This is a genomic window from Synechococcus sp. MU1648, assembly GCF_023630615.1.
Classification (GTDB): domain Bacteria; phylum Cyanobacteriota; class Cyanobacteriia; order PCC-6307; family Cyanobiaceae; genus Parasynechococcus.
In genome coordinates this window covers 99,887-118,166 of the sequence record NZ_JAKUHI010000007.1, presented here as the reverse complement: position 1 = coordinate 118,166, position 18,280 = coordinate 99,887, and the positions used below count along the sequence as shown (strand labels likewise).

The following is an 18,280-nucleotide window of genomic DNA, read 5'->3' as shown; positions in this document are numbered from 1 at the left end:
CGATTAATCGTCCATGGATGGCCGGCTTCGCCGTTGACGCTTGAGGTCACCACGCTTTTTCTTCGTATCCAAACGCCGCTTCACCGCACCGCGGCCAGGCCGAGTTGATTTGCGCGCGCGCGGCGGCGGCTGCAAGCCCTCCCGCAGAAGCTCCGCCATGCGATGCAATGCCTTCTGACGGTTCTGCCATTGGGAGCGTTCTTCAGCGACCACAACTCGCAGACAGCCCTCCACCAACTTTGTCTGAAAATGTTCCACCAGTCGGGCTCGGCGAAACGGACCAAGGCAAGTGCAGTTCTCCACATCCAGGACCAACTCCACACGGGAATCGGTGGTGTTGACCCCCTGCCCTCCTGGACCGGATGAGCGGCTAAACCGCCAGCGCAGATCCCTGGACGGAATGGTCAACCGCTCATTCACCACCAGGTCTTGCATCACGCATCTCCTGGTTCAGGAACGACGGAATACTTTGTACAGCTTGAACTTTCCAGTGCTCTGAAGTCCTGCAGCAGGTTGCTAAAGACAACGCGGCAGCTTTGATCTGATGGAAATGGCTCTGGAGCTGCCCTCTTCCACAGCAGCTCCCCAACCAAACATATTCAATCAATATATCTTGTGTTCGTCAACAACCAAGACCACTAGATGTGGTGCATGAAAGCCATTCAACGGCGTCCTTAGCTGGAGAGATGCCCACCGCAGCCCATGAGCAGCTGGATTTATGAAGAACACCGCGGCGTCCGCTACGGATTAAAGGGAGAGGTTCTGGTCGAGGAGAGCAGTCCGTTCCAGCGGATCAGCGTGATTCGCAGTGAGCGCTATGGGCGGGGACTGTTGCTCGATGGCTGCTGGATGACAGCGGAACAGCAGGAGCGCCATTACCACGAGGCATTGGTGCACCCAGCGCTATGCAGTGCCAGCTCGATTGAGCGAATCCTGGTGATCGGCGGGGGAGACGGCGGCACCGCCCGGGAGTGCCTGCGCCATCCAGGGGTCCAGCAGCTGGACATGGTGGAAATCGACGGGCGGGTGGTGGACCTCAGCCGAGAACACCTCCCCGAGATCGGTGGATCCGCCTGGGCCGATCCGCGGTTCCAGCTCACGGTGGGGGATGGCATCGCCTGGGCCGCTGAGGCTGACGACCAGAGCTATGACGTTGTCTTGGTGGATGGCTCTGACCCCGCCGGACCCGCCGAAGGCCTGTTCAATCGCGCTTTCTTCGACAACTGCCGACGTCTGCTCAAACCCGGCGGGGTCTTCGGCACGCAGAGCGAGTCACCTGAAGCCTTCCGTGATGTCCACATCGCCATGATCCGGCTGTTGCGCGAGGTGTTTGACCACGCCGACCCGCTCTATGGCTGGGTGCCGATGTACCCCAGCGGCTGGTGGAGCTGGACCTTCGCCTCAATGGGAACCCCCCGCTACCGCACTCCCGATCCCGAGCGCAGCAAGGCCATCGCCGCAGGCTGTGAAATCTGGTCACCGCGCTGGCAACGGGGGGGCATGGATGCCATGCCCGCCTTCATCGAACGGGAGTTGCAGTCATGACTTCAATGCCGCCGAGCGGGCTGTTTGACGGTTTGTTTGACAGCGACGGAACCATTTTCATGGGCTCCCGACGCGACCCTGCCGGCTGCCGCGTCGGCCTCTTTGGTGTCCCGTACGACGGCACCACCTCCTTTCGCCCGGGCACCCGCTTCGGACCCGCCGCCATTCGGGAGGTCAGCACTGGCCTGGAGACCTATTGCCCGCAACTCGACCTGGATCTCGATGATCTCGACTTTGCGGATCTTGGTGCCGTTGACATTCCCTTCGGCAACCCTGAGCCCGTTCTGACCAAGGTGAAGCAGGCGACCGAAGCCGTGCTTGCTCTGAACCTCAAGCCCCTGATGCTGGGAGGGGAGCATTCGATCAGCTCCGGAGCCGTGGAGGCCGTTGCCCAACACCACCCCGACCTGGTGCTGGTGCAGCTGGATGCCCATGCCGATCTCAGGGACACCTGGCTGGGGGCGCGCCACAGCCATGCCTGCGCCATGCGCCGCTGTTTGGACATCCTTCCAAGCCAGACGCTGTTTCAACTCTCGATCCGCAGTGGAACGCGGGAGGAATTCAACGAACTGCACCAGAGCGGTCGACTGATGCCAGATATCGATGCCCTTCAACAGGCACTCTCTCCCTTAAGGGGAAGGCCCCTGTACCTCACCGTCGACCTGGACTGGTTCGATCCCTCCGTTCTTCCTGGAACTGGTACACCCGAACCCGGCGGTTACCACTGGTCTGATTTCGCCAGCCTTGTGAAGATCCTCCGAGATCATCATCTGGTGGCTGCCGATGTTGTGGAACTGGCCCCACAACTCGACACCAGTGGCATCAGCTCCGTACTGGCCGCCAAGGTGACCCGCAGCCTTCTGCTCCTCCTAGGAGCCGATCAATAGAAGTGGCGCGCATCAACCCGCTGCTGCCGCAAACGGCTGTGTTGCTTGCTGAGCAGTTGCAGCACCAGTGTTGGGTGCCGGTGGATGAGCGTCAGAAAGTTGGAACGACTGAGGCGGAACAGCGAAACAGGTGTCACAGCCGTGGCATCACGGCTGTGACACTCGGTGGGATCCACCAGATCCTCATAGAAAAACAATTCACCGCGACCAAACCGAATGCGGTTCAACGGACCACTGCTCAGTTCCATCCATCCACGTTCAATCACATGAATGAACTGCACAGGCTCCCCTGCTCGGAAGACGGTTGTGCCGGTCGGCAACATCAGGCGATCCACCTCAGGCTGTTCCTGGATGAGTTCCAAAGGAGTCAGCGGAGCTGAGGCAGACAACGTCAAAAACCTTGAATGAATGGAGTATCCAATGACCTTTTGATGCTGACAGTCAAAGAGGGCACAGCCAATTCTTCGATCCGAGCTCAACTCAAGCTGCGATCCAGTTCCAGCTGACACTCACCAACGCCGATGCTCTGCAGAACCGGAAGGTTGGGGGTACGGGGAGTCCAGTGGTGACAGACCACGAGATCCGCAAGTTCGGCATGCACCTCCAGCCGACGCAAACGGCACCAGCCTTTCGACCCTGCAGCAAGGCTGCAGTGCTGACAACTGCGACAGCAAGGGCTGTTGGCCAAGGAGGAAATCTGAGTCCGCCAACAGTAGTGACGGTTTGGGAAACGGACCGCAGCAAAGGGCGGATTTCCGGGTTCCCTTCCGGATGGTGAAGCCCTCCATAAGAATGCGCTTCGCAACGGCCGCCTCCATGTCTCTGCAGCGCACTCCCCTATTCGAGCTCTGCCGCAGTGTTGGTGGCCGCATGGTGCCGTTTGCCGGCTGGGAGATGCCGGTTCAATTCAGCGGCCTCATCCAAGAACACAAGGCCGTTCGCGAACGGGTCGGCATGTTCGACATCTCCCACATGGGGGTGCTGCGCCTCGAAGGTGCCAATCCCAAGGATGCGCTGCAACGGCTCATCCCCAGCGATCTGCACCGCATCGGTCCCGGCGAAGCCTGCTACTCCGTTCTGCTGAACGAGCAAGGCGGCATTCGCGACGACCTCATCGTTTACGACTGCGGCGCCATCGATGCTGAACGGGGTGCGTTGGTGCTAGTGATCAATGCCGCCTGCGCCGACAGCGATACCGCCTGGATCCGTGACCAGATGGAACCCGCTGGCCTTACGGTGACTGACATCAAAAACGGAGGGGTGCTGCTCGCGCTTCAGGGACCTGAGGCCATGCCATTGCTGCAGGAACTGAGCGGCGAAGACCTCAGCTGCCTGCCCCGCTTTGGCCACCGGATGCTCAAACTCAACGGCCTAAGCCAACCGGTGTTCAGTGCTCGCACGGGTTACACCGGCGAAGACGGTGCAGAGCTGCTGCTCAACGCCGAGGACGGACAAAAGTTCTGGCAGCTTTTGTTGGATCGCGGCGTTACCCCCTGCGGCCTGGGGGCGCGGGACACCTTGCGCCTGGAGGCCGCCATGCACCTTTACGGCCAAGACATGACCGACGAAACCAACCCCTTCGAGGCAGGGTTGGGTTGGCTCGTGCACCTCGAAATGCCCATGGATTTTGTGGGCCGACAGGCTCTGGAGCAGGCGGCGGAATCCGGCCCCGCCAAACGCCTGGTGGGCCTCAAGCTTCAGGGTCGTGCGATCGCCCGCCACGACTACCCCGTCATGCACAACGGGGAGACGGTCGGGATCGTCACGAGTGGAACCTGGTCGCCCACCCTGGAAGAACCGATCGCCCTGGCCTACGTGCCCCGATCCCTCGCCAAGGTCGGTACTGAACTGAGTGTTGAGATCCGCGGCAAGGCCCAACCGGCAACGGTTGTTCGCAAGCCCTTCTACAGACGAGCCTGAACCTCACCGCTGCTGTGGGAAACTCGCTCTTCTCCAGTTGAGACATCCCATGCGCAGCAACGGTTGCGGTGACCTGCGCGAACAGAACATCGATCAGCAGGTGCAACTGTGCGGCTGGGTGGATCGACGCCGTGATCACGGTGGGGTGATCTTCATCGACCTGCGGGACCGCAGCGGCACGGTGCAGATCACGGTGGACCCAGATCTGGGGGCCGACGCCTTCGCCGTCGCCGAGCATCTACGCAGCGAAACCGTGCTGCAGGTGCAGGGGAAAGTGCGAGCCCGCCCCGCCGAATCCCTGAACGACAAACTGGCCACGGGAGCCGTGGAAGTGCTGGCCAGCGGCATCACCGTGCTCAACAGCGTCAAGGGCAACCTGCCATTCCCTGTGTCCGTGCACGACGAGGAGAACACCCGCGAGGAACTGCGGCTGCGGCACCGCTATCTGGATCTGCGCCGGACGCGCATGAACGACAACCTGCGGCTGCGGGCCCAAACGATCCAAGCCGCCCGTCGTTTCCTGGAGGACGAAGGCTTCATCGAGGTGGAAACACCGGTGCTCACCCGCTCCACACCCGAAGGCGCCCGCGACTACGTGCTGCCCAGCCGAGTCTGCGGCGGTGAATGGTTCGCACTGCCCCAGTCCCCTCAGTTGTTCAAGCAGCTGCTGATGGTGGGTGGCATTGAGCGGTACTACCAGGTTGCCCGCTGTTTCCGTGACGAAGACCTGCGGGCCGACCGCCAGCCGGAATTCACCCAGCTGGACATCGAGATGAGCTTCATGGATCAGGAGCAGATCCTGGAGCTGAACGAAGCTTTGATCTGCGCCATCTGGAAGACCGTGAAGGGCATCGAGCTGCCGCGGCCCTTCCCCTGCATGACCTGGCATGACGCCATGGACCGCTACGGCACAGACCGGCCCGACACCCGTTACGGCATGGAGCTCACCAACGTCAGCGACATCGTCAAAGACATGGGCTTCAAGGTATTCAGCGGTGCCGTCAAGTCCGGCGGATCGGTGAAGTGCATCGCCGTCCCCGGCGGCAACGACGCCGTCTCCAACGTGCGGATCAAGCCCGGCGGCGATGTGTTCAGTGAAGCTCAGAAAGCCGGTGCCGGTGGCTTGGCCTTCATCCGGGTGCGCGATGGCGGCGAGATCGACACGATCGGTGCGATCAAGGACAACCTCAGCGACGAGCAGAAGCAGGAGCTGCTCAGCCGCACCGGCGCAAAACCCGGCACGCTGCTGCTGTTCGGCGCCGGCGACACCGCCACGGTGAACAAGGCCCTGGATCGCGTCCGCCAGTACCTGGCCAAAGAGCTGGGCATGGTCAAGGCCGAGCGCGACAACGACCAGTGGAACTTCCTCTGGGTGGTGGACTTCCCGATGTTCGAGTTCAACAGCGACGAGAACCGCTACGAGGCGCTGCATCACCCCTTCTGCGCTCCCAACGCCGAGGATCTCGGCAGCGATGCGTCGCAATGGGCTGACACCCTCCCGGGTGCTCGGGCCCAGGCCTATGACCTCGTTCTCAATGGTTTGGAGCTCGGCGGTGGATCCCTTCGCATCCACGACTCCGCACTGCAGCGCCAGGTGTTGCAGACCGTTGGCCTGCCACTCGAGGAGGCCCAGGAGCAGTTCGGCTTCCTGATGGATGCTCTCGATGTGGGCGCGCCTCCCCATGGAGGCCTGGCCTTCGGTGTGGACCGCATGGTGATGCTGCTGGCCGGTGAGGAATCGATCCGCGACACAATCGCCTTCCCCAAGACCCAGCAAGCCCGCTGCCTGATGACCAATGCCCCTGGTGGCGTGGCCGACAAGCAGCTGGAGGAACTGCATGTGGCCAGCACCTGGGTGGAGCCCGACCAGGAGGACTGACCTCTGCCGCTGGACTGAACAGATCCCGAAGGGAATCAGCGCATTTGTCGCACCGCAGTCAACGGCGAGGAACCCTGAAGTTGGAGTTCACCAAGGCCAGCTTTTGCCCAGTAAGCCCCGACGGACAGGGGGGACCCGTGAGCGCCGCAGCAGCGGTACGACGGATCTGCTGCGGCTTTATCTCCAGGACATTGGCCGCGTCGACCTTCTCACCAACGAAGAGGAGGTGATGCTGGCGCGTCTGGTGCAACGCCGCGAAGCCCTACTGCACCAGCAAAGGGATCTGGCCGAAAGCCATGCGGCCATCGGGGAACTGCATCGTCTCGAAGAACTGCAACGCCGCGAAGCGAACCAGCACAGCCACTGGCCGACCAAGCAGGAATGGGCCCGGGCGGCCGGACTGCCCTTGCCGGAGTTGCAGCAGCGAATCGACGTGGGGTACCAAGTCTGGGCTGAGCAGGCACAACTGGAGGCCAAAGACTTAAAGCTTGCCCTCCGCAACGGTCGGCGGGCCAAGGACCACATGATTCAGGCCAACCTGCGGCTTGTGGTGGCTGTAGCCAAGAAATATCAGCAGCGGGGCATGGAACTTCTGGACCTTGTGCAGGAAGGGACACTCGGACTGGAACGGGCGGTGGAAAAGTTCGATCCCACCCGTGGCTTTCGCTTCAGCACCTACGCCTACTGGTGGATCCGTCAGGGCATCACCAGGGCCATCGCCACCCAGAGCCGCACCATTCGTTTGCCGGTCCACGTCACCGAAAAACTGAACCGGATCAAGCGGGTCCAGCAAGAGATTGCGAGCAACGAAGGACGCATCGCCTCAATCGCGGATCTCTCGAGAGAGCTAGGCATCAGTGAGGACACCGTGCGCCAGACCCTGGCCAGGGTGCCCCGCTCCGTCTCTCTAGACACCCGCGTCGGCCGCGAACAGGACACCCAGCTCGGGGATCTGATCGAAGACGGTCATGCCACCCCTGAGCAGACCCTCACCCACGACGAACTCCACAACGATCTGGAACATCTCTTGGATGAACTCACCAGTCGGGAGGCTGCTGTCCTTCGACGCCGCTTTGGGCTGGAGGACGACACGCCCCAAACGCTGGCCCAGATCGGAGAAGAACTGAAACTGTCCAGGGAGCGCGTTCGTCAGATCGAAACCCGCGCCTTGCTCAAACTGCGACAACCCCAACGCCGCAGCAAAGTCCGCGATTACATCCAGGGCCTGGATTCCTAAACCCAAAGCCCACCTGTCCCCACCACTCCATGGATATGGACATCGACATCGGCCTCTCGCAAGAGCAGCGCAGCACCATCGCCGATGGACTGGGCCGGCTTTTGGCGGATACCTATGTGCTGTACGGAAAAACCCATGGCTTCCACTGGAATGTCACTGGGCCGATGTTCAACACGCTGCACCTGATGTTCATGGAGCAATACACCGAGCTTTGGACAGCACTGGATGAGATTGCCGAACGAATCCGAGCCCTTGGCCTGATGGCCCCCCATGGCGGCAGCACCCTTGCGGCCTTGTCATCCATCACTGAAGCCGAGCAAAATCCAGCTGCCTTGGACATGGTGCGAGAGCTGGTGGCGGGCCATGAAGCGGTGGCACGAACAGCGCGCAGTGTTTTCGCTCTAGCTGACGCGGCAGACGACCAACCCAGTGCAGACCTTTTGACCCAACGCCTCCAGGTGCATGAAAAAACCGCCTGGATGCTGCGGAGCTTGCTCGACAGTTAGAGCATTCATCGCCTGGCCTCTGGAGCACACGACCAACGCCAGGTAATTTGAAGAATCGCCTGGCAGGTCATGGCCAAATTCGTCTTCATCACTGGTGGTGTGGTCTCCAGCATTGGCAAAGGGATCGTGGCGGCGAGCCTCGGCCGGCTGCTGAAGTCACGGGGCTACGACGTTTCGATCCTCAAGCTGGATCCCTACCTCAATGTGGATCCGGGAACGATGAGTCCTTTCCAACATGGGGAGGTGTTCGTCACCGAAGACGGCGCAGAAACAGATCTCGACCTCGGCCATTACGAGCGCTTCACCGACACGGCGATGTCACGGCTGAACAGCGTGACCACAGGCTCGATCTACCAATCGGTGATCAACAAAGAACGCCGCGGCGACTACAACGGCGGCACCGTTCAGGTCATTCCCCATATCACCGGCGAAATCCGCGAGCGCATCCACCGGGTTGCGTCCAACAGCAACGCCGATGTGGTGATCACTGAGATCGGCGGCACCGTCGGTGACATCGAATCGTTGCCCTTTCTCGAAGCCATTCGCGAGTTCCGAGGAGACGTGGGTCGCAACGATCTGGCCTACATCCACGTCACCTTGCTGCCCTTCATCGGCACCTCCGGCGAACTCAAAACCAAGCCGACCCAGCACTCGGTCAAAGAACTGCGCTCCATCGGCATCCAACCGGATGTCCTCGTTTGCCGCAGTGATCGCGACATCAGTGACGATCTCAAGCGGAAGATCGGCGGTTTCTGCGGCGTACCAAACCGCGCCGTGATTCCCTCCCTGGATGCCGACAGTATCTATGCCGTTCCGCTGACCCTCGAACAGGAGGGGCTGTGCCGGGAAGTGCTGGACGTGCTGAACCTGGCAGACCATGACAGCGATATGGCGGCATGGGAACAGCTGGTGCACAACCTTCGCAATCCCGGCCCATCGGTGAAGGTGGCCTTGGTGGGCAAGTACGTCCAGCTGAACGACGCCTATCTCTCCGTTGTCGAAGCACTGCAGCATGCCTGCATTGCCCAGGATGCCTCCCTCGACCTGCACTGGGTCTGCGCGGAACAGATTGAATCCGACGGTGCCGATGCACTCCTGCGCGGAATGGATGCCGTGGTGGTGCCCGGTGGCTTCGGCAACCGTGGCGTTGACGGAAAAATTGCCGCCATCCGCTGGGCCCGGGAACAACGCGTGCCCTTCCTGGGGCTATGCCTCGGCATGCAAACCGCAGTGATCGAATGGGCACGCAACCAGGCCGGTCTCACGGAAGCCACCAGTGCCGAATTGGATGCTGGCACCCCGCATCCCGTGATTCATCTCCTGCCGGAACAGCAGGACGTGGTTGACCTCGGCGGCACGATGCGGCTTGGGGTGTATCCCTGCCGAATTGCTCCGGGCACCCTGGCCCAGAGGCTTTACGGAGAGGAGGTGGTCTACGAACGTCACCGTCACCGCTACGAATTCAACAATTCCTATCGCAATCTGTTTCTGGAATCCGGATACGTGGTGAGCGGCACCTCACCGGATGGACGCTTGGTCGAACTGATCGAACTGAAAGGGCATCCCTTCTTCACGGCCTGCCAGTACCACCCGGAATTCCTCTCCCGCCCAGGAAAACCACATCCGTTGTTCCGGGGGTTGATCGAAGCGGCACAACAACGACTACCCGACTCGCCCGCCCAGGCCCTGCGTCAGCAAGGAGACATTGCCATCCCATGAGCCCGATCCATGGCTGATGCCTCGCCCCTCCCTGTGGTGGAGACGTTTCATTCCCTTCAAGGGGAGGGCCACCATGCCGGACGCAGCGCTTTCTTCATTCGATTAGCCGGCTGCACCGTGGGCTGTCCCTGGTGCGATACCAAGCACTCGTGGCCCACCCAGGGGCACCCTGAGCATCCAATCGATGACTTGGCTGAGGCAGCCAAAATGGCCGCCGACGAGGGGGCCAGCTTCGTTGTAATCACTGGTGGGGAACCGTTGCATCACGATCTCCATCCACTCACCCAGGCACTCGATGCGCGATGTGGCCTCCCCCTGCACTTGGAAACCAGTGGGGTGGATCCGCTGAGCGGACGCTTCGACTGGATCACGCTCTCCCCCAAGCGACACCAGCCCCCCCTGCAGGGAGTGCTGGACAGCATGCAAGAGCTCAAGGTGGTGATCCATGCGGCTGCAGATCTGCACTTCGCTGATGGAATGGCGCAAGCAGGCCAGGGGGAGGCGCTTCACTACCTTCAACCCGGCTGGAACAGCCCCGAGGGACAGCAACTCGCGATTGAGCACGTTCGGCAGAATCCAACCTGGCGCCTAAGCCTGCAAACCCACAAATGGCTGGGGGTGCGGTGAATTCATAGGCTGGTGATCGTTAGCTCCCGTCTCCACTCGGGTTGTTCGGCCTAACCGGCAGCCATGTCCACGTTCATTCGCCGCAGAAGGCGCCGCGAACACGGCAACGATGGCGCCATCAACGACGTCGACTACTTCGAGCTCGATCAAGTAGTCCAGCTTGATGTTCACCCTTTTCCAGTCATGCGCAGCGTTGCTCTGCTAGGCACCGGTCTGCTCGGCGAAGCCATCGGCCGACGCCTCCTACAACAAGGCGTTTCTCTGTTCGTCTGGAACCGCTCCCAGGAACGCTCCAACGCTTTGATCGACGCAGGCGCCCAAGCCCTGAGCAGCCCCTGTGAGGCCCCACACAGTTGCAACAGCGTGATCACTGTGCTGCGCGACGGGCCGGTCACAGCCGCAGTCTTAAAAGACATCGGACCCCTCGATGGCTCCACCTTGATCACGATGGGAACTGTGGGGATCACAGAAAGTCAGTCGCTGGCCAGACAAGCCGCTCAGCAAGGGGGGCACTATCTCGAAGCCCCGGTACTCGGCAGCAAACCACAAGCGCTCAACGGATCACTGCTGGTGATGGCCGGCGGCGAAGCCCAAGTCTTCGAAGAACAACAACCGCTTCTCTCTCATCTATCCCAAGAGCCCCTCCTCGTGGGCCCCGTTGGCAGCGGCGCTGCCACCAAGCTGGCCCTCAATCAATTGATCGCCAGCCTTACCCATAGCTTTTCCCTTTCCCTTCAACTGATCCAACGGGCCGGTGTCCCTGTGGAGACGTTCATGAATATCTTGCGAACGTCAGCGCTGTACGCCCCCACCTTCGACAAAAAGCTGCAACGGATGCTTGATCACAATTACGCCGATCCCAACTTCAGCACCGCCTTGCTGCGCAAAGACCTACGCCTGTTCCTGGAGGAAGCCACAACCGCTGGCCTCCAAGAGCATGGGCTCACCGGTTTGCTCAGCCTGCTTGAGCAAGCCAAGGGCACCGACCTGGACGAGCAGGACTACTGCGCACTGCACGAGCTCACCGTCTTGCCATGAGTCAACGCACCGCGATTGCTCTGCTCTCAGGAGGGCTGGATTCCGCCACAGCTGCAGCTCTTGCACTTGAAGCCGGCGATCGTGTCATCGGCCTTTCCTTCGACTATGGCCAGAGGCATCGCCGCGAATTGAACGCCGCCACTGCCGTCGCACAGCACCTTGGATTGGCGGAACACCACTGCATCGCTGTGAATCTGGCCAGCTGGGGGGGCTCGGCGCTCACCGATGCAACGATCAGCATTCCGACCGAAGGTGTGGAGGAGGGAATCATCCCCACCACCTATGTGCCCGGCCGCAATACGGTTTTCATTGCAGTCGGACTCAGCCTGGCCGAAGCCAGGGGCGCCGAACGGCTGGTGCTTGGCGTGAATGCTGTCGATTACTCCGGCTATCCCGACTGTCGCCCCGACTATCTCGACACGTTCCAGGAGCTGGCGGCTCTGTCAAGCAAATCAGGGCGAGAAGGTCGTGGCACAAAGCTGTGGGCCCCCTTGGTGCACTGGAGCAAAACGCGCATCGTGGAAGAGGCACTACGCCTGGGCGTGCCGATCGAAACCACATGGAGCTGCTACGGCGGAGGCAGCTCTCCCTGCGGCGTGTGCGACAGCTGCCGCATCCGTGATGCGGCACTGCGGGAGGCAGGACGGCCGGACCTCTGCAGCCAAGCGATTGAATGATCAGCCCAAAGCGGTGTGAACTGCCCTGGCAGGAGCCCCAAGCCATGGCCCGAATCCTCAGGGCCAAGCATGGAGAACAAGGCCTGGTATGGCTGGATGGCGACGGAAGTGAGCTGGGCAGATGGGCAACCCTGGCCGTCGCCCCCCAGGAGATCATCTGCTGCCGGGGCCTCCCCGGAGAACCAGGAGCGACCAATCCCTTCAACGCTCTGCGTGGACTAGCCCCAGGACATTGGTGCGGCTGGCTGAGCTACGAAGCCGCCGCTTGGGTGGAAGCAGGAAACCCCTGGGCCAGCGATGGCATGGCCACGCTTTGGATCGCCCGCCACGATCCGGTGCTGCGATTTGATCTCCAACAGCGCAAGGTGTGGATCGAAGCCACCAGCACGGCTGCTCTCGAGAGCCTGGCCCAAGAATTGGTCCCTAGCGCTCAGCAACCCAGGGCCGAGACCGTATCGATTCCGCTCGCAGCATGGCGTCACCACACCACAACAGAGCAGTACGCCGCAGGCGTGCAACGCATCCGTGATCTGATCGCAGCCGGCGATCTCTTCCAGGCCAATCTCACGGCGTGTTGCAGCACAGCCTGGCCCCAGGAAAGCAGTGCCATTGAGCTGTTTCTCACCCTGCGGAACGCCTGTCCTGCCCCTTTTGCAGGACTGATCATCAGCGATCAAAACGAAGCGTTGTTGTCCTCTTCACCGGAGCGATTTCTGCAGGTGAGTGCCCAGGGAGCCGTGCAAACTCGACCGATCAAAGGCACGAGGCCGCGCCATTCCGAACCCGAACAGGATGCGAACCTCGCCGCAGAACTTGTCTGCAGCGACAAAGACCGCGCGGAGAACGTGATGATCGTCGACTTGTTGCGGAACGACCTCGGTCGTACCTGCCAGCCGGGTTCAATCCAGGTTCCCCAACTGGTGGGCCTCGAAAGTTATGCCTCAGTGCATCACCTCACTTCGGTTGTGGAGGGACAACTGAAAGCCGGGTTGAGTTGGGTCGATCTCTTGGAAACCTGTTGGCCTGGGGGGTCGATTAGTGGGGCACCCAAACTGCGGGCATGCCAACGTCTGCATGAGCTCGAGCCCACCAGTCGCGGTCCTTACTGCGGATCACTCCTCCGAATCGACTGGGATGGCAGCTTCGACAGCAACATCCTGATCCGATCTCTCCTCCGACAGGGCGACACCCTCCGAGCCCATGCTGGCTGCGGAATTGTGGCCGACTCGGATCCCCTCGGCGAAGCGGAGGAGTTGATGTGGAAACTGCAGCCGCTGCTGGAGGCACTGACATGACCTCATCCATTGCCTGGATCGATGGCCAATGGGGAACTGCAGCAAGCCTGAAGCTTCCCCTCGACGACAGGGCCCTGCTCCTGGCCGATGGCCTCTTCGAAACCGTGCTGGTCCGCAACGGCCAGCCACAACTTCTGCAGGAGCACCTGCAGCGATGGAGCGACAGTGCTGCGCGGCTGGGCATGGATGCACCTCCCGAGCGCGACACGCTGGAGCCTCTGATTGAAGACGCGATTCAACGCAGCAAGCTGAACGCAGCCGATGGAGCCCTGCGGCTCAACTGGAGCCGTGGCAGCACACCCCAGCGCGGAATCGGGCTTCCAGCCTCAGGACACCACCGCTTTTGGCTCACGCTCCAGCCCTACACGCCGACGTTTTCAGCCGTCAACACCATCACCAGTCGCCATGAGCGCCGCAATGCCTCCAGCCGGCTGAGCCATTGCAAAACATTCGCCTACGGACAAGCCATTCAGGCCCGTAGGGAAGCGCAGGAGCAAGGGGCTGACGATGCCCTGCTTTTGAACACTGCTGGGGCCATGTGCTGTGGAACGGCAGCCAACCTGTTGATCCGGCGTCGCGGACAGTGGCTCACACCAGCACTCAGCAGCGGCTGTCTACCGGGCGTGATGAGGGGCCGCGCTCTGAGCCAGGGCGTTGCAATGGAAACCGAGCTGGAGGCCGAGTTCGAGGCAGATGATCAGGCCGTTCTGATCAACAGCCTCAGCTGTCGACCGATCGCATCCCACAACGGCAAACCCTTGGCTGCAATGACTGGTGCATTGGAGGTATGGCAATCCCTGCTCCACTGATCAGGATGAGGCAAACGGCTTGGCGCCATGGCACTGCAACGTGACCTCAGCCTCACCAACCTGATCTTGGCGGTGGTGACCGGCACCATCGGTTCCGGTTGGCTGTTCGCGCCTTACTTCACCGCCAAACTCGCGGGGGGAGGAAGCCTGCTGGCGTGGAGTGTCGGCGGATTGATGGCCTTCCTGCTGGCACTCGTTTTTGCAGAACTGGGATCGGTTGTCCCCAGTTCCGGGGCACTGGCACAGATTCCGTTGCTGAGCCACGGCCGCCTGTCTGGATTCATCGGAGGCTGGGCCGTCTGGCTGTCGTACGTCGCACTTCCAGCGGTTGAACTGCTGGCTCTGCTCGAATACCTCTCATCGAGCCTGCCTTGGCTAACCGTCCAGCACAACGGTGGCGAAGAACTCAGCCTTGCTGGCCATGCCGTGGCAGTGCTGCTGCTGATCCTGCTCTGCTGGATCAATCTCAACGGCGTCCGTAGCCTTGCGCGGTGGATCGACAACCTCACCTGGTGGAAGCTGATTGTTCCAGTGGGCGTCGCGATCACTCTGATGCTGATTAGCGGTCACTGGGGCAACCTGCGACTTCCTGTAGGTGGAACACAGGGCGCCGATGTTGTTCAGGCCGTTGGCAGTGGTGGAGTGCTGTTCAGCCTGCTGGGCTTTCGCACCGCCATGGATCTGGCCGGGGAAGCGCGCAGGCCCAGTCGCGATGTGCCCCTCGCCATGGGGCTCGGCTTGGGAATTTGTCTGGCGATTTATCTGTTGCTGCAGCTCAGCTTTCTGGTCAGCGTTCCTCCTGACCAGCTGACCAACGGCTGGCACAGCCTCAGCCTGAGCGCCCATGGAGGCCCCGTCGTTGCTCTCGCCATGGGGCTCGGTCTCAGTTGGATGGTCACCCTGCTGCTGATTGATGCTGTCGTGTCTCCGGGAGCGACAGCCCTCACATATGTCGGTGTCTCAGCCCGAATCAGCTGGATGATGGGGGAATGCGGCCTCGTCCCTAAAGCTCTAGGACAGCTGAATCGCCAAGGGGTTCCCCACATTGCACTGATCCTGAGCACGCTGGTTAGCGCCCTAATGCTGGCGGTAGGCCCTGGGTGGCAGAGCATCGTGAGCTTTCTCACCTCCACGTTGATCATCGCTCTGGCCACTGGCCCGATCAGCTTGATGGCGTTGCGGCGACAGCTCCCGAATGCTCCCCGCGGCTACCAACTCCCCATGGCGTCATGGTTGTGCCCCCTGAGCTTTGTGATGGCCACCTGGGCCATCAGCTGGTGTGGACGAAGCGCCCTTGAAGGAGCTGTGCTCTGCATCGGCATTCCAACGCTGCTGTTCGTCGTCCATCGCCGTTGGACAGGCATCGACATGGACGTTCGTTCGGCCCTCTGGTGGCCGCTGTACTTAGGACTTCTGGTGCTGAACACCGAGCTCTTTGGCGACGGAGGTCTGCTGCAACTACCGCAGGCGGGGCAACTGCTGGTGCTGGCGGGCATAGCACTTGGCGTGATGCCCTTAGCGGTCTTCTGCGCCCTGACCGAAGCATCTCCCCACGCCCAGCTGGAAGGCACCTCCACGACCTAGATCCTGAGAATCCGGCGCACAGCCTCATCCCAACCGGTGGCATGGGGGGCGCCGGCCAACTGAAATCGTCCAGCAGCGATGCCGGAACACAACTCCGGGTGGGGGCCATCAGGCCCTGGAACAACAACAGCGACATCGGCCACCTCGAGCAGCGGCAGATCGTTAGGAGAATCTCCCAAAGCCAAGACCTTCACCTGCTGAGCACCCAAATGTCGCTTCAGGGTTGCCAAGGCCTTGCCTTTGCTGATGTCAGGGCCCAACAGATGCCCCATGCGATTGCCCTGCACCACCGTGAGATGCATCCGCTGCGCTAAGGCTTCAAGTCGGCGCCGCCCCTCCGCCGAGGGCGGAACGAACGGCACACTGCAGCAACGCCGCTGGGCCTGGCGCAACGACTCGCCGCCGAGCCCCAATAACTGCTGACCTTCTTCCTCGCTGAGTTCATCCAACGGACGTAGCGGCTCCCCCAACTCACGCTGGAGATGCTGCAACTGGGGTTTCAGCTCCATCCAACCAGGGCCCAGCGGCAACTCCCAGGCATCCCCCTCAGGGGTTTCACCGTGCACGGCTCCACCGTTTTCAACGATGTATGGATCATGAAGCCCCGCTTCTGCGCGAAAGCCACGCACCTCCTCCGCCGTTTTACTGGTGCACGGAATCACAGGGATCCTGCGCTGTTGCAGCTGGCGGATCAGATCCTTTGCAGGAGACCAGTCGTAGGTGTGATCCAGCAACGTGCCGTCGAGATCGGTCACCACCCACCACGTCAACTCGACCTTCGCGGTCATGGCTGAACCAACCAATGCACCGCATAAGGCTCTAGCGAATGCAATTGATGTGGTGCGAACACATGACCGCTCAGGCAATCGGCCCATGGCTGATTCACATCGCCCCCCAAGCGACCGAGGCGCAAGCTCAGCCGCGATGCCGTCATGTTGTGAACAGCCACCAACGTTTCCCCCCCATAGGAACGCTGCAGGATGACGCGATCAAGGCGGTCAGCGCTCAGCACCTGCATGGGGGCATCAGGATGCAAAGCCAGATGAACAGCCCTTTCGGCAAGCGCCCGCTTCAGGACCGGAAGCAGCGCCGTTGCATCGGCATCAGGATCCGCCAGGCGTCGCTCTAAGGCCTGGGCCGTGAATTGGGGCCGATTGAGATCCCGTCGATGACCCGTCCGACGAAAGCGAGTTAGATCATTGGGAGCCGCTAAAAGCGCCGGCAGATAGAACGCGGGAACCCCTGGCAAGGCCAGGATCATGAGTTGGGTGAGCAGAAACCGCTCCCGTTGGAGATAGGTGGGATCAATCCCCCCATCCGCCATGGCACTCCACCAACTGATGTTGATCTCGTAGGGAACTTCTTCTCCAGAACTGAGCATCCTGTGGCTGACCAACCCACCCCGTTGCTCACAGCCGATCAACAATTGAAGCAAACGTTTCTGGGACATCAGTCCCTCTAGCGGCCTTAAGCCGATGCCGTCATGACAGGCGGTGAAGTTGAGCAACCCCGTCTGCTGCGGAAGGTCGGGCCATCGACTTAACCAGGCATTCAGGAGATCGGCGCGGCCACTGACGCTGGCCTCCAGCAGCAAGGGCGGCAGTGGAAAGTTGTAGGCCAGATGCGCTTCATCACCACTTCTCAGGTACGAGAGGTTTTCCTGCTCCGGCACGTTGGTCTCGGTGACCACAACGCCATCCAGTCCCACCTGATCGAGGAGCAGGCGAAGCACCTGGACCAGTTGATGCGCCTCAGGCAGATGAATGCATGAGGTATTGGGCTGCTTCCAGACAAAACCCACTGCATCCAAACGGATCCAACGCACCCCATGCCGGGCCATGCGCTGCATCAGACGGGCAAAGCCCAGCAGCACCTCCGCACTGCGCCAGTTGAGATCCACCTGATCCGGGCCAAAGGTGGTCCAGACCTGACGCGCACCTTTTGGCCCCCTCAACTGCGTGAACAGATTTGAGCTGCGGGGACGAACGACATCCGACCAACAGGGATCGGGCGCAGCCTCCAGCACACAAGAGCGACCGGGATCTTCATCCCGCATGAACTGCTGCACCCAAGGATGAGACGCCGAAACATGGTTGAGAACGAGATCGGCCATAAGCCGTCTCCCCTGGGCCAGGGCAGCAAGGTCGCTCCAATCACCGAAACGCTTCTCAAGAGACGTGTGACTGGCCACCGCAAAACCTCCATCACTGGTGGATTGCAAGAACGGCAACACATGAATCACTGCAGCAAAGGGGTGCAGATGGCGATTCACAAAGGACTTCAAAGCTTGAAGACCAGGCACACCGTCATCACCAATCGTGTCGGCATAGGTGATCAAGACCACAGCGCGGCCATCCCAACGCTCAACACGTCGCACCGCATCTGTCTCGGTATCGCCATCTGCAGACGATTCGCTCAAGATCTGCAGCAATTGCGACGACAACTCCTTGCCATCCCCGGAAGAATCATTCGGGTACAAATTGCCAAGCAGGTTCCGCAGCGTCTCTTCGCGCGGGGGCTGCATTGCCTTCCTCCTCAACACCGTTCAGGTATGGGG

At 61.1% G+C, this 18,280-nt stretch carries 18 protein-coding genes; 13 read left to right on the top strand and 5 right to left on the bottom strand.

Annotated features, from left to right (window positions below; translation table 11 throughout):
• Nucleotides 1-3: 3 nt before the first annotated feature.
• Nucleotides 4-435, bottom strand: coding sequence for an alternative ribosome rescue aminoacyl-tRNA hydrolase ArfB (arfB, locus tag NCN06_RS09165; RefSeq protein WP_226397496.1), 432 nt, complete (start codon nucleotides 433-435; stop codon nucleotides 4-6).
• Between the two features lie 267 nt (nucleotides 436-702).
• On the opposite strand from arfB, the gene speE reads away from it, so the two are divergent.
• Together speE and speB are read left to right on the top strand one after the other, a co-directional pair.
• On the top strand, nucleotides 703-1,545 hold the full coding sequence (speE, locus tag NCN06_RS09160; protein ID WP_226397497.1) for a polyamine aminopropyltransferase: 843 nt from the start codon (nucleotides 703-705) through the stop codon (nucleotides 1,543-1,545).
• Entirely contained in the window at nucleotides 1,542-2,432 is an 891-nt protein-coding gene (gene speB, locus NCN06_RS09155) for an agmatinase (protein WP_226397498.1), read from the top strand. The genes speE and speB overlap by 4 nt, the downstream gene beginning before the upstream one ends.
• On the opposite strand, the gene NCN06_RS09150 is transcribed toward speB, so the two are convergent.
• Complete coding sequence (locus tag NCN06_RS09150) at nucleotides 2,426-2,821, bottom strand: cyclic nucleotide-binding domain-containing protein (RefSeq protein ID WP_226397499.1); 396 nt, start codon at nucleotides 2,819-2,821, stop codon at nucleotides 2,426-2,428. The genes speB and NCN06_RS09150 overlap by 7 nt on opposite strands.
• Nucleotides 2,822-2,907: 86 nt before the next feature.
• Nucleotides 2,908-3,120: a hypothetical protein gene (locus NCN06_RS09145; protein ID WP_115024620.1), complete on the bottom strand. Its 213-nt coding sequence runs from the start codon at nucleotides 3,118-3,120 to the stop codon at nucleotides 2,908-2,910.
• A 128-nt stretch (nucleotides 3,121-3,248) separates the two neighbouring features.
• On the opposite strand from NCN06_RS09145, the gene gcvT reads away from it, so the two are divergent.
• The 11 genes from gcvT (at nucleotide 3,249) to NCN06_RS09090 (ending at nucleotide 15,723) form a co-directional block, all read left to right on the top strand.
• Nucleotides 3,249-4,352 carry a glycine cleavage system aminomethyltransferase GcvT gene (gene gcvT, locus NCN06_RS09140; protein ID WP_226397570.1) on the top strand — a complete coding sequence of 368 codons (1,104 nt, stop codon included), beginning with the start codon at nucleotides 3,249-3,251 and terminating at the stop codon, nucleotides 4,350-4,352.
• Nucleotides 4,353-4,401: 49 nt separating this feature from the next.
• Entirely contained in the window at nucleotides 4,402-6,231 is a 1,830-nt protein-coding gene (gene aspS / locus NCN06_RS09135; protein WP_226397500.1) for an aspartate--tRNA ligase, read from the top strand.
• A 103-nt stretch (nucleotides 6,232-6,334) separates the two neighbouring features.
• Complete coding sequence (locus NCN06_RS09130) at nucleotides 6,335-7,468, top strand: RpoD/SigA family RNA polymerase sigma factor (protein ID WP_226397501.1); 1,134 nt, start codon at nucleotides 6,335-6,337, stop codon at nucleotides 7,466-7,468.
• A 29-nt stretch (nucleotides 7,469-7,497) separates the two neighbouring features.
• Nucleotides 7,498-7,974 carry a Dps family protein gene (locus NCN06_RS09125; RefSeq protein WP_115094782.1) on the top strand — a complete coding sequence of 159 codons (477 nt, stop codon included), beginning with the start codon at nucleotides 7,498-7,500 and terminating at the stop codon, nucleotides 7,972-7,974.
• 69 nt (nucleotides 7,975-8,043) lie between these two features.
• Nucleotides 8,044-9,693, top strand: coding sequence for a CTP synthase (gene pyrG / locus NCN06_RS09120; RefSeq protein WP_115024624.1), 1,650 nt, complete (start codon nucleotides 8,044-8,046; stop codon nucleotides 9,691-9,693).
• Nucleotides 9,694-9,702: 9 nt separating this feature from the next.
• Nucleotides 9,703-10,320 carry a 7-carboxy-7-deazaguanine synthase QueE gene (locus NCN06_RS09115; RefSeq protein WP_226397502.1) on the top strand — a complete coding sequence of 206 codons (618 nt, stop codon included), beginning with the start codon at nucleotides 9,703-9,705 and terminating at the stop codon, nucleotides 10,318-10,320.
• Between the two features lie 183 nt (nucleotides 10,321-10,503).
• Nucleotides 10,504-11,358: an NAD(P)-dependent oxidoreductase gene (locus NCN06_RS09110; RefSeq protein ID WP_226397571.1), complete on the top strand. Its 855-nt coding sequence runs from the start codon at nucleotides 10,504-10,506 to the stop codon at nucleotides 11,356-11,358.
• Nucleotides 11,355-12,035, top strand: a complete 681-nt coding sequence (gene queC / locus NCN06_RS09105; protein ID WP_115024628.1) for a 7-cyano-7-deazaguanine synthase QueC — start codon at nucleotides 11,355-11,357, stop codon at nucleotides 12,033-12,035. The genes NCN06_RS09110 and queC overlap by 4 nt, the downstream gene beginning before the upstream one ends.
• Nucleotides 12,032-13,330: an anthranilate synthase component I family protein gene (locus tag NCN06_RS09100; protein WP_250398870.1), complete on the top strand. Its 1,299-nt coding sequence runs from the start codon at nucleotides 12,032-12,034 to the stop codon at nucleotides 13,328-13,330. The genes queC and NCN06_RS09100 overlap by 4 nt, the downstream gene beginning before the upstream one ends.
• The gene (locus NCN06_RS09095) at nucleotides 13,327-14,139 is read left to right on the top strand and encodes an aminotransferase class IV (RefSeq protein WP_226397503.1); all 813 of its coding nucleotides are present in this window, start codon (nucleotides 13,327-13,329) and stop codon (nucleotides 14,137-14,139) included. The genes NCN06_RS09100 and NCN06_RS09095 overlap by 4 nt, the downstream gene beginning before the upstream one ends.
• Nucleotides 14,140-14,166: 27 nt before the next feature.
• The gene (locus NCN06_RS09090) at nucleotides 14,167-15,723 is read left to right on the top strand and encodes an APC family permease (RefSeq protein WP_250398869.1); all 1,557 of its coding nucleotides are present in this window, start codon (nucleotides 14,167-14,169) and stop codon (nucleotides 15,721-15,723) included.
• On the opposite strand, the gene NCN06_RS09085 is transcribed toward NCN06_RS09090, so the two are convergent.
• Both NCN06_RS09085 and NCN06_RS09080 read right to left on the bottom strand, forming a co-directional pair.
• The gene (locus tag NCN06_RS09085; RefSeq protein ID WP_226397505.1) at nucleotides 15,720-16,511 is read right to left on the bottom strand and encodes an HAD-IIB family hydrolase; all 792 of its coding nucleotides are present in this window, start codon (nucleotides 16,509-16,511) and stop codon (nucleotides 15,720-15,722) included. The genes NCN06_RS09090 and NCN06_RS09085 overlap by 4 nt on opposite strands.
• The gene (locus NCN06_RS09080) at nucleotides 16,508-18,247 is read right to left on the bottom strand and encodes an alpha-amylase family glycosyl hydrolase (RefSeq protein WP_226397506.1); all 1,740 of its coding nucleotides are present in this window, start codon (nucleotides 18,245-18,247) and stop codon (nucleotides 16,508-16,510) included. Before NCN06_RS09080 ends, NCN06_RS09085 begins: the two co-directional genes overlap by 4 nt.
• Between the last annotated feature and the right edge of the window lie 33 nt (nucleotides 18,248-18,280).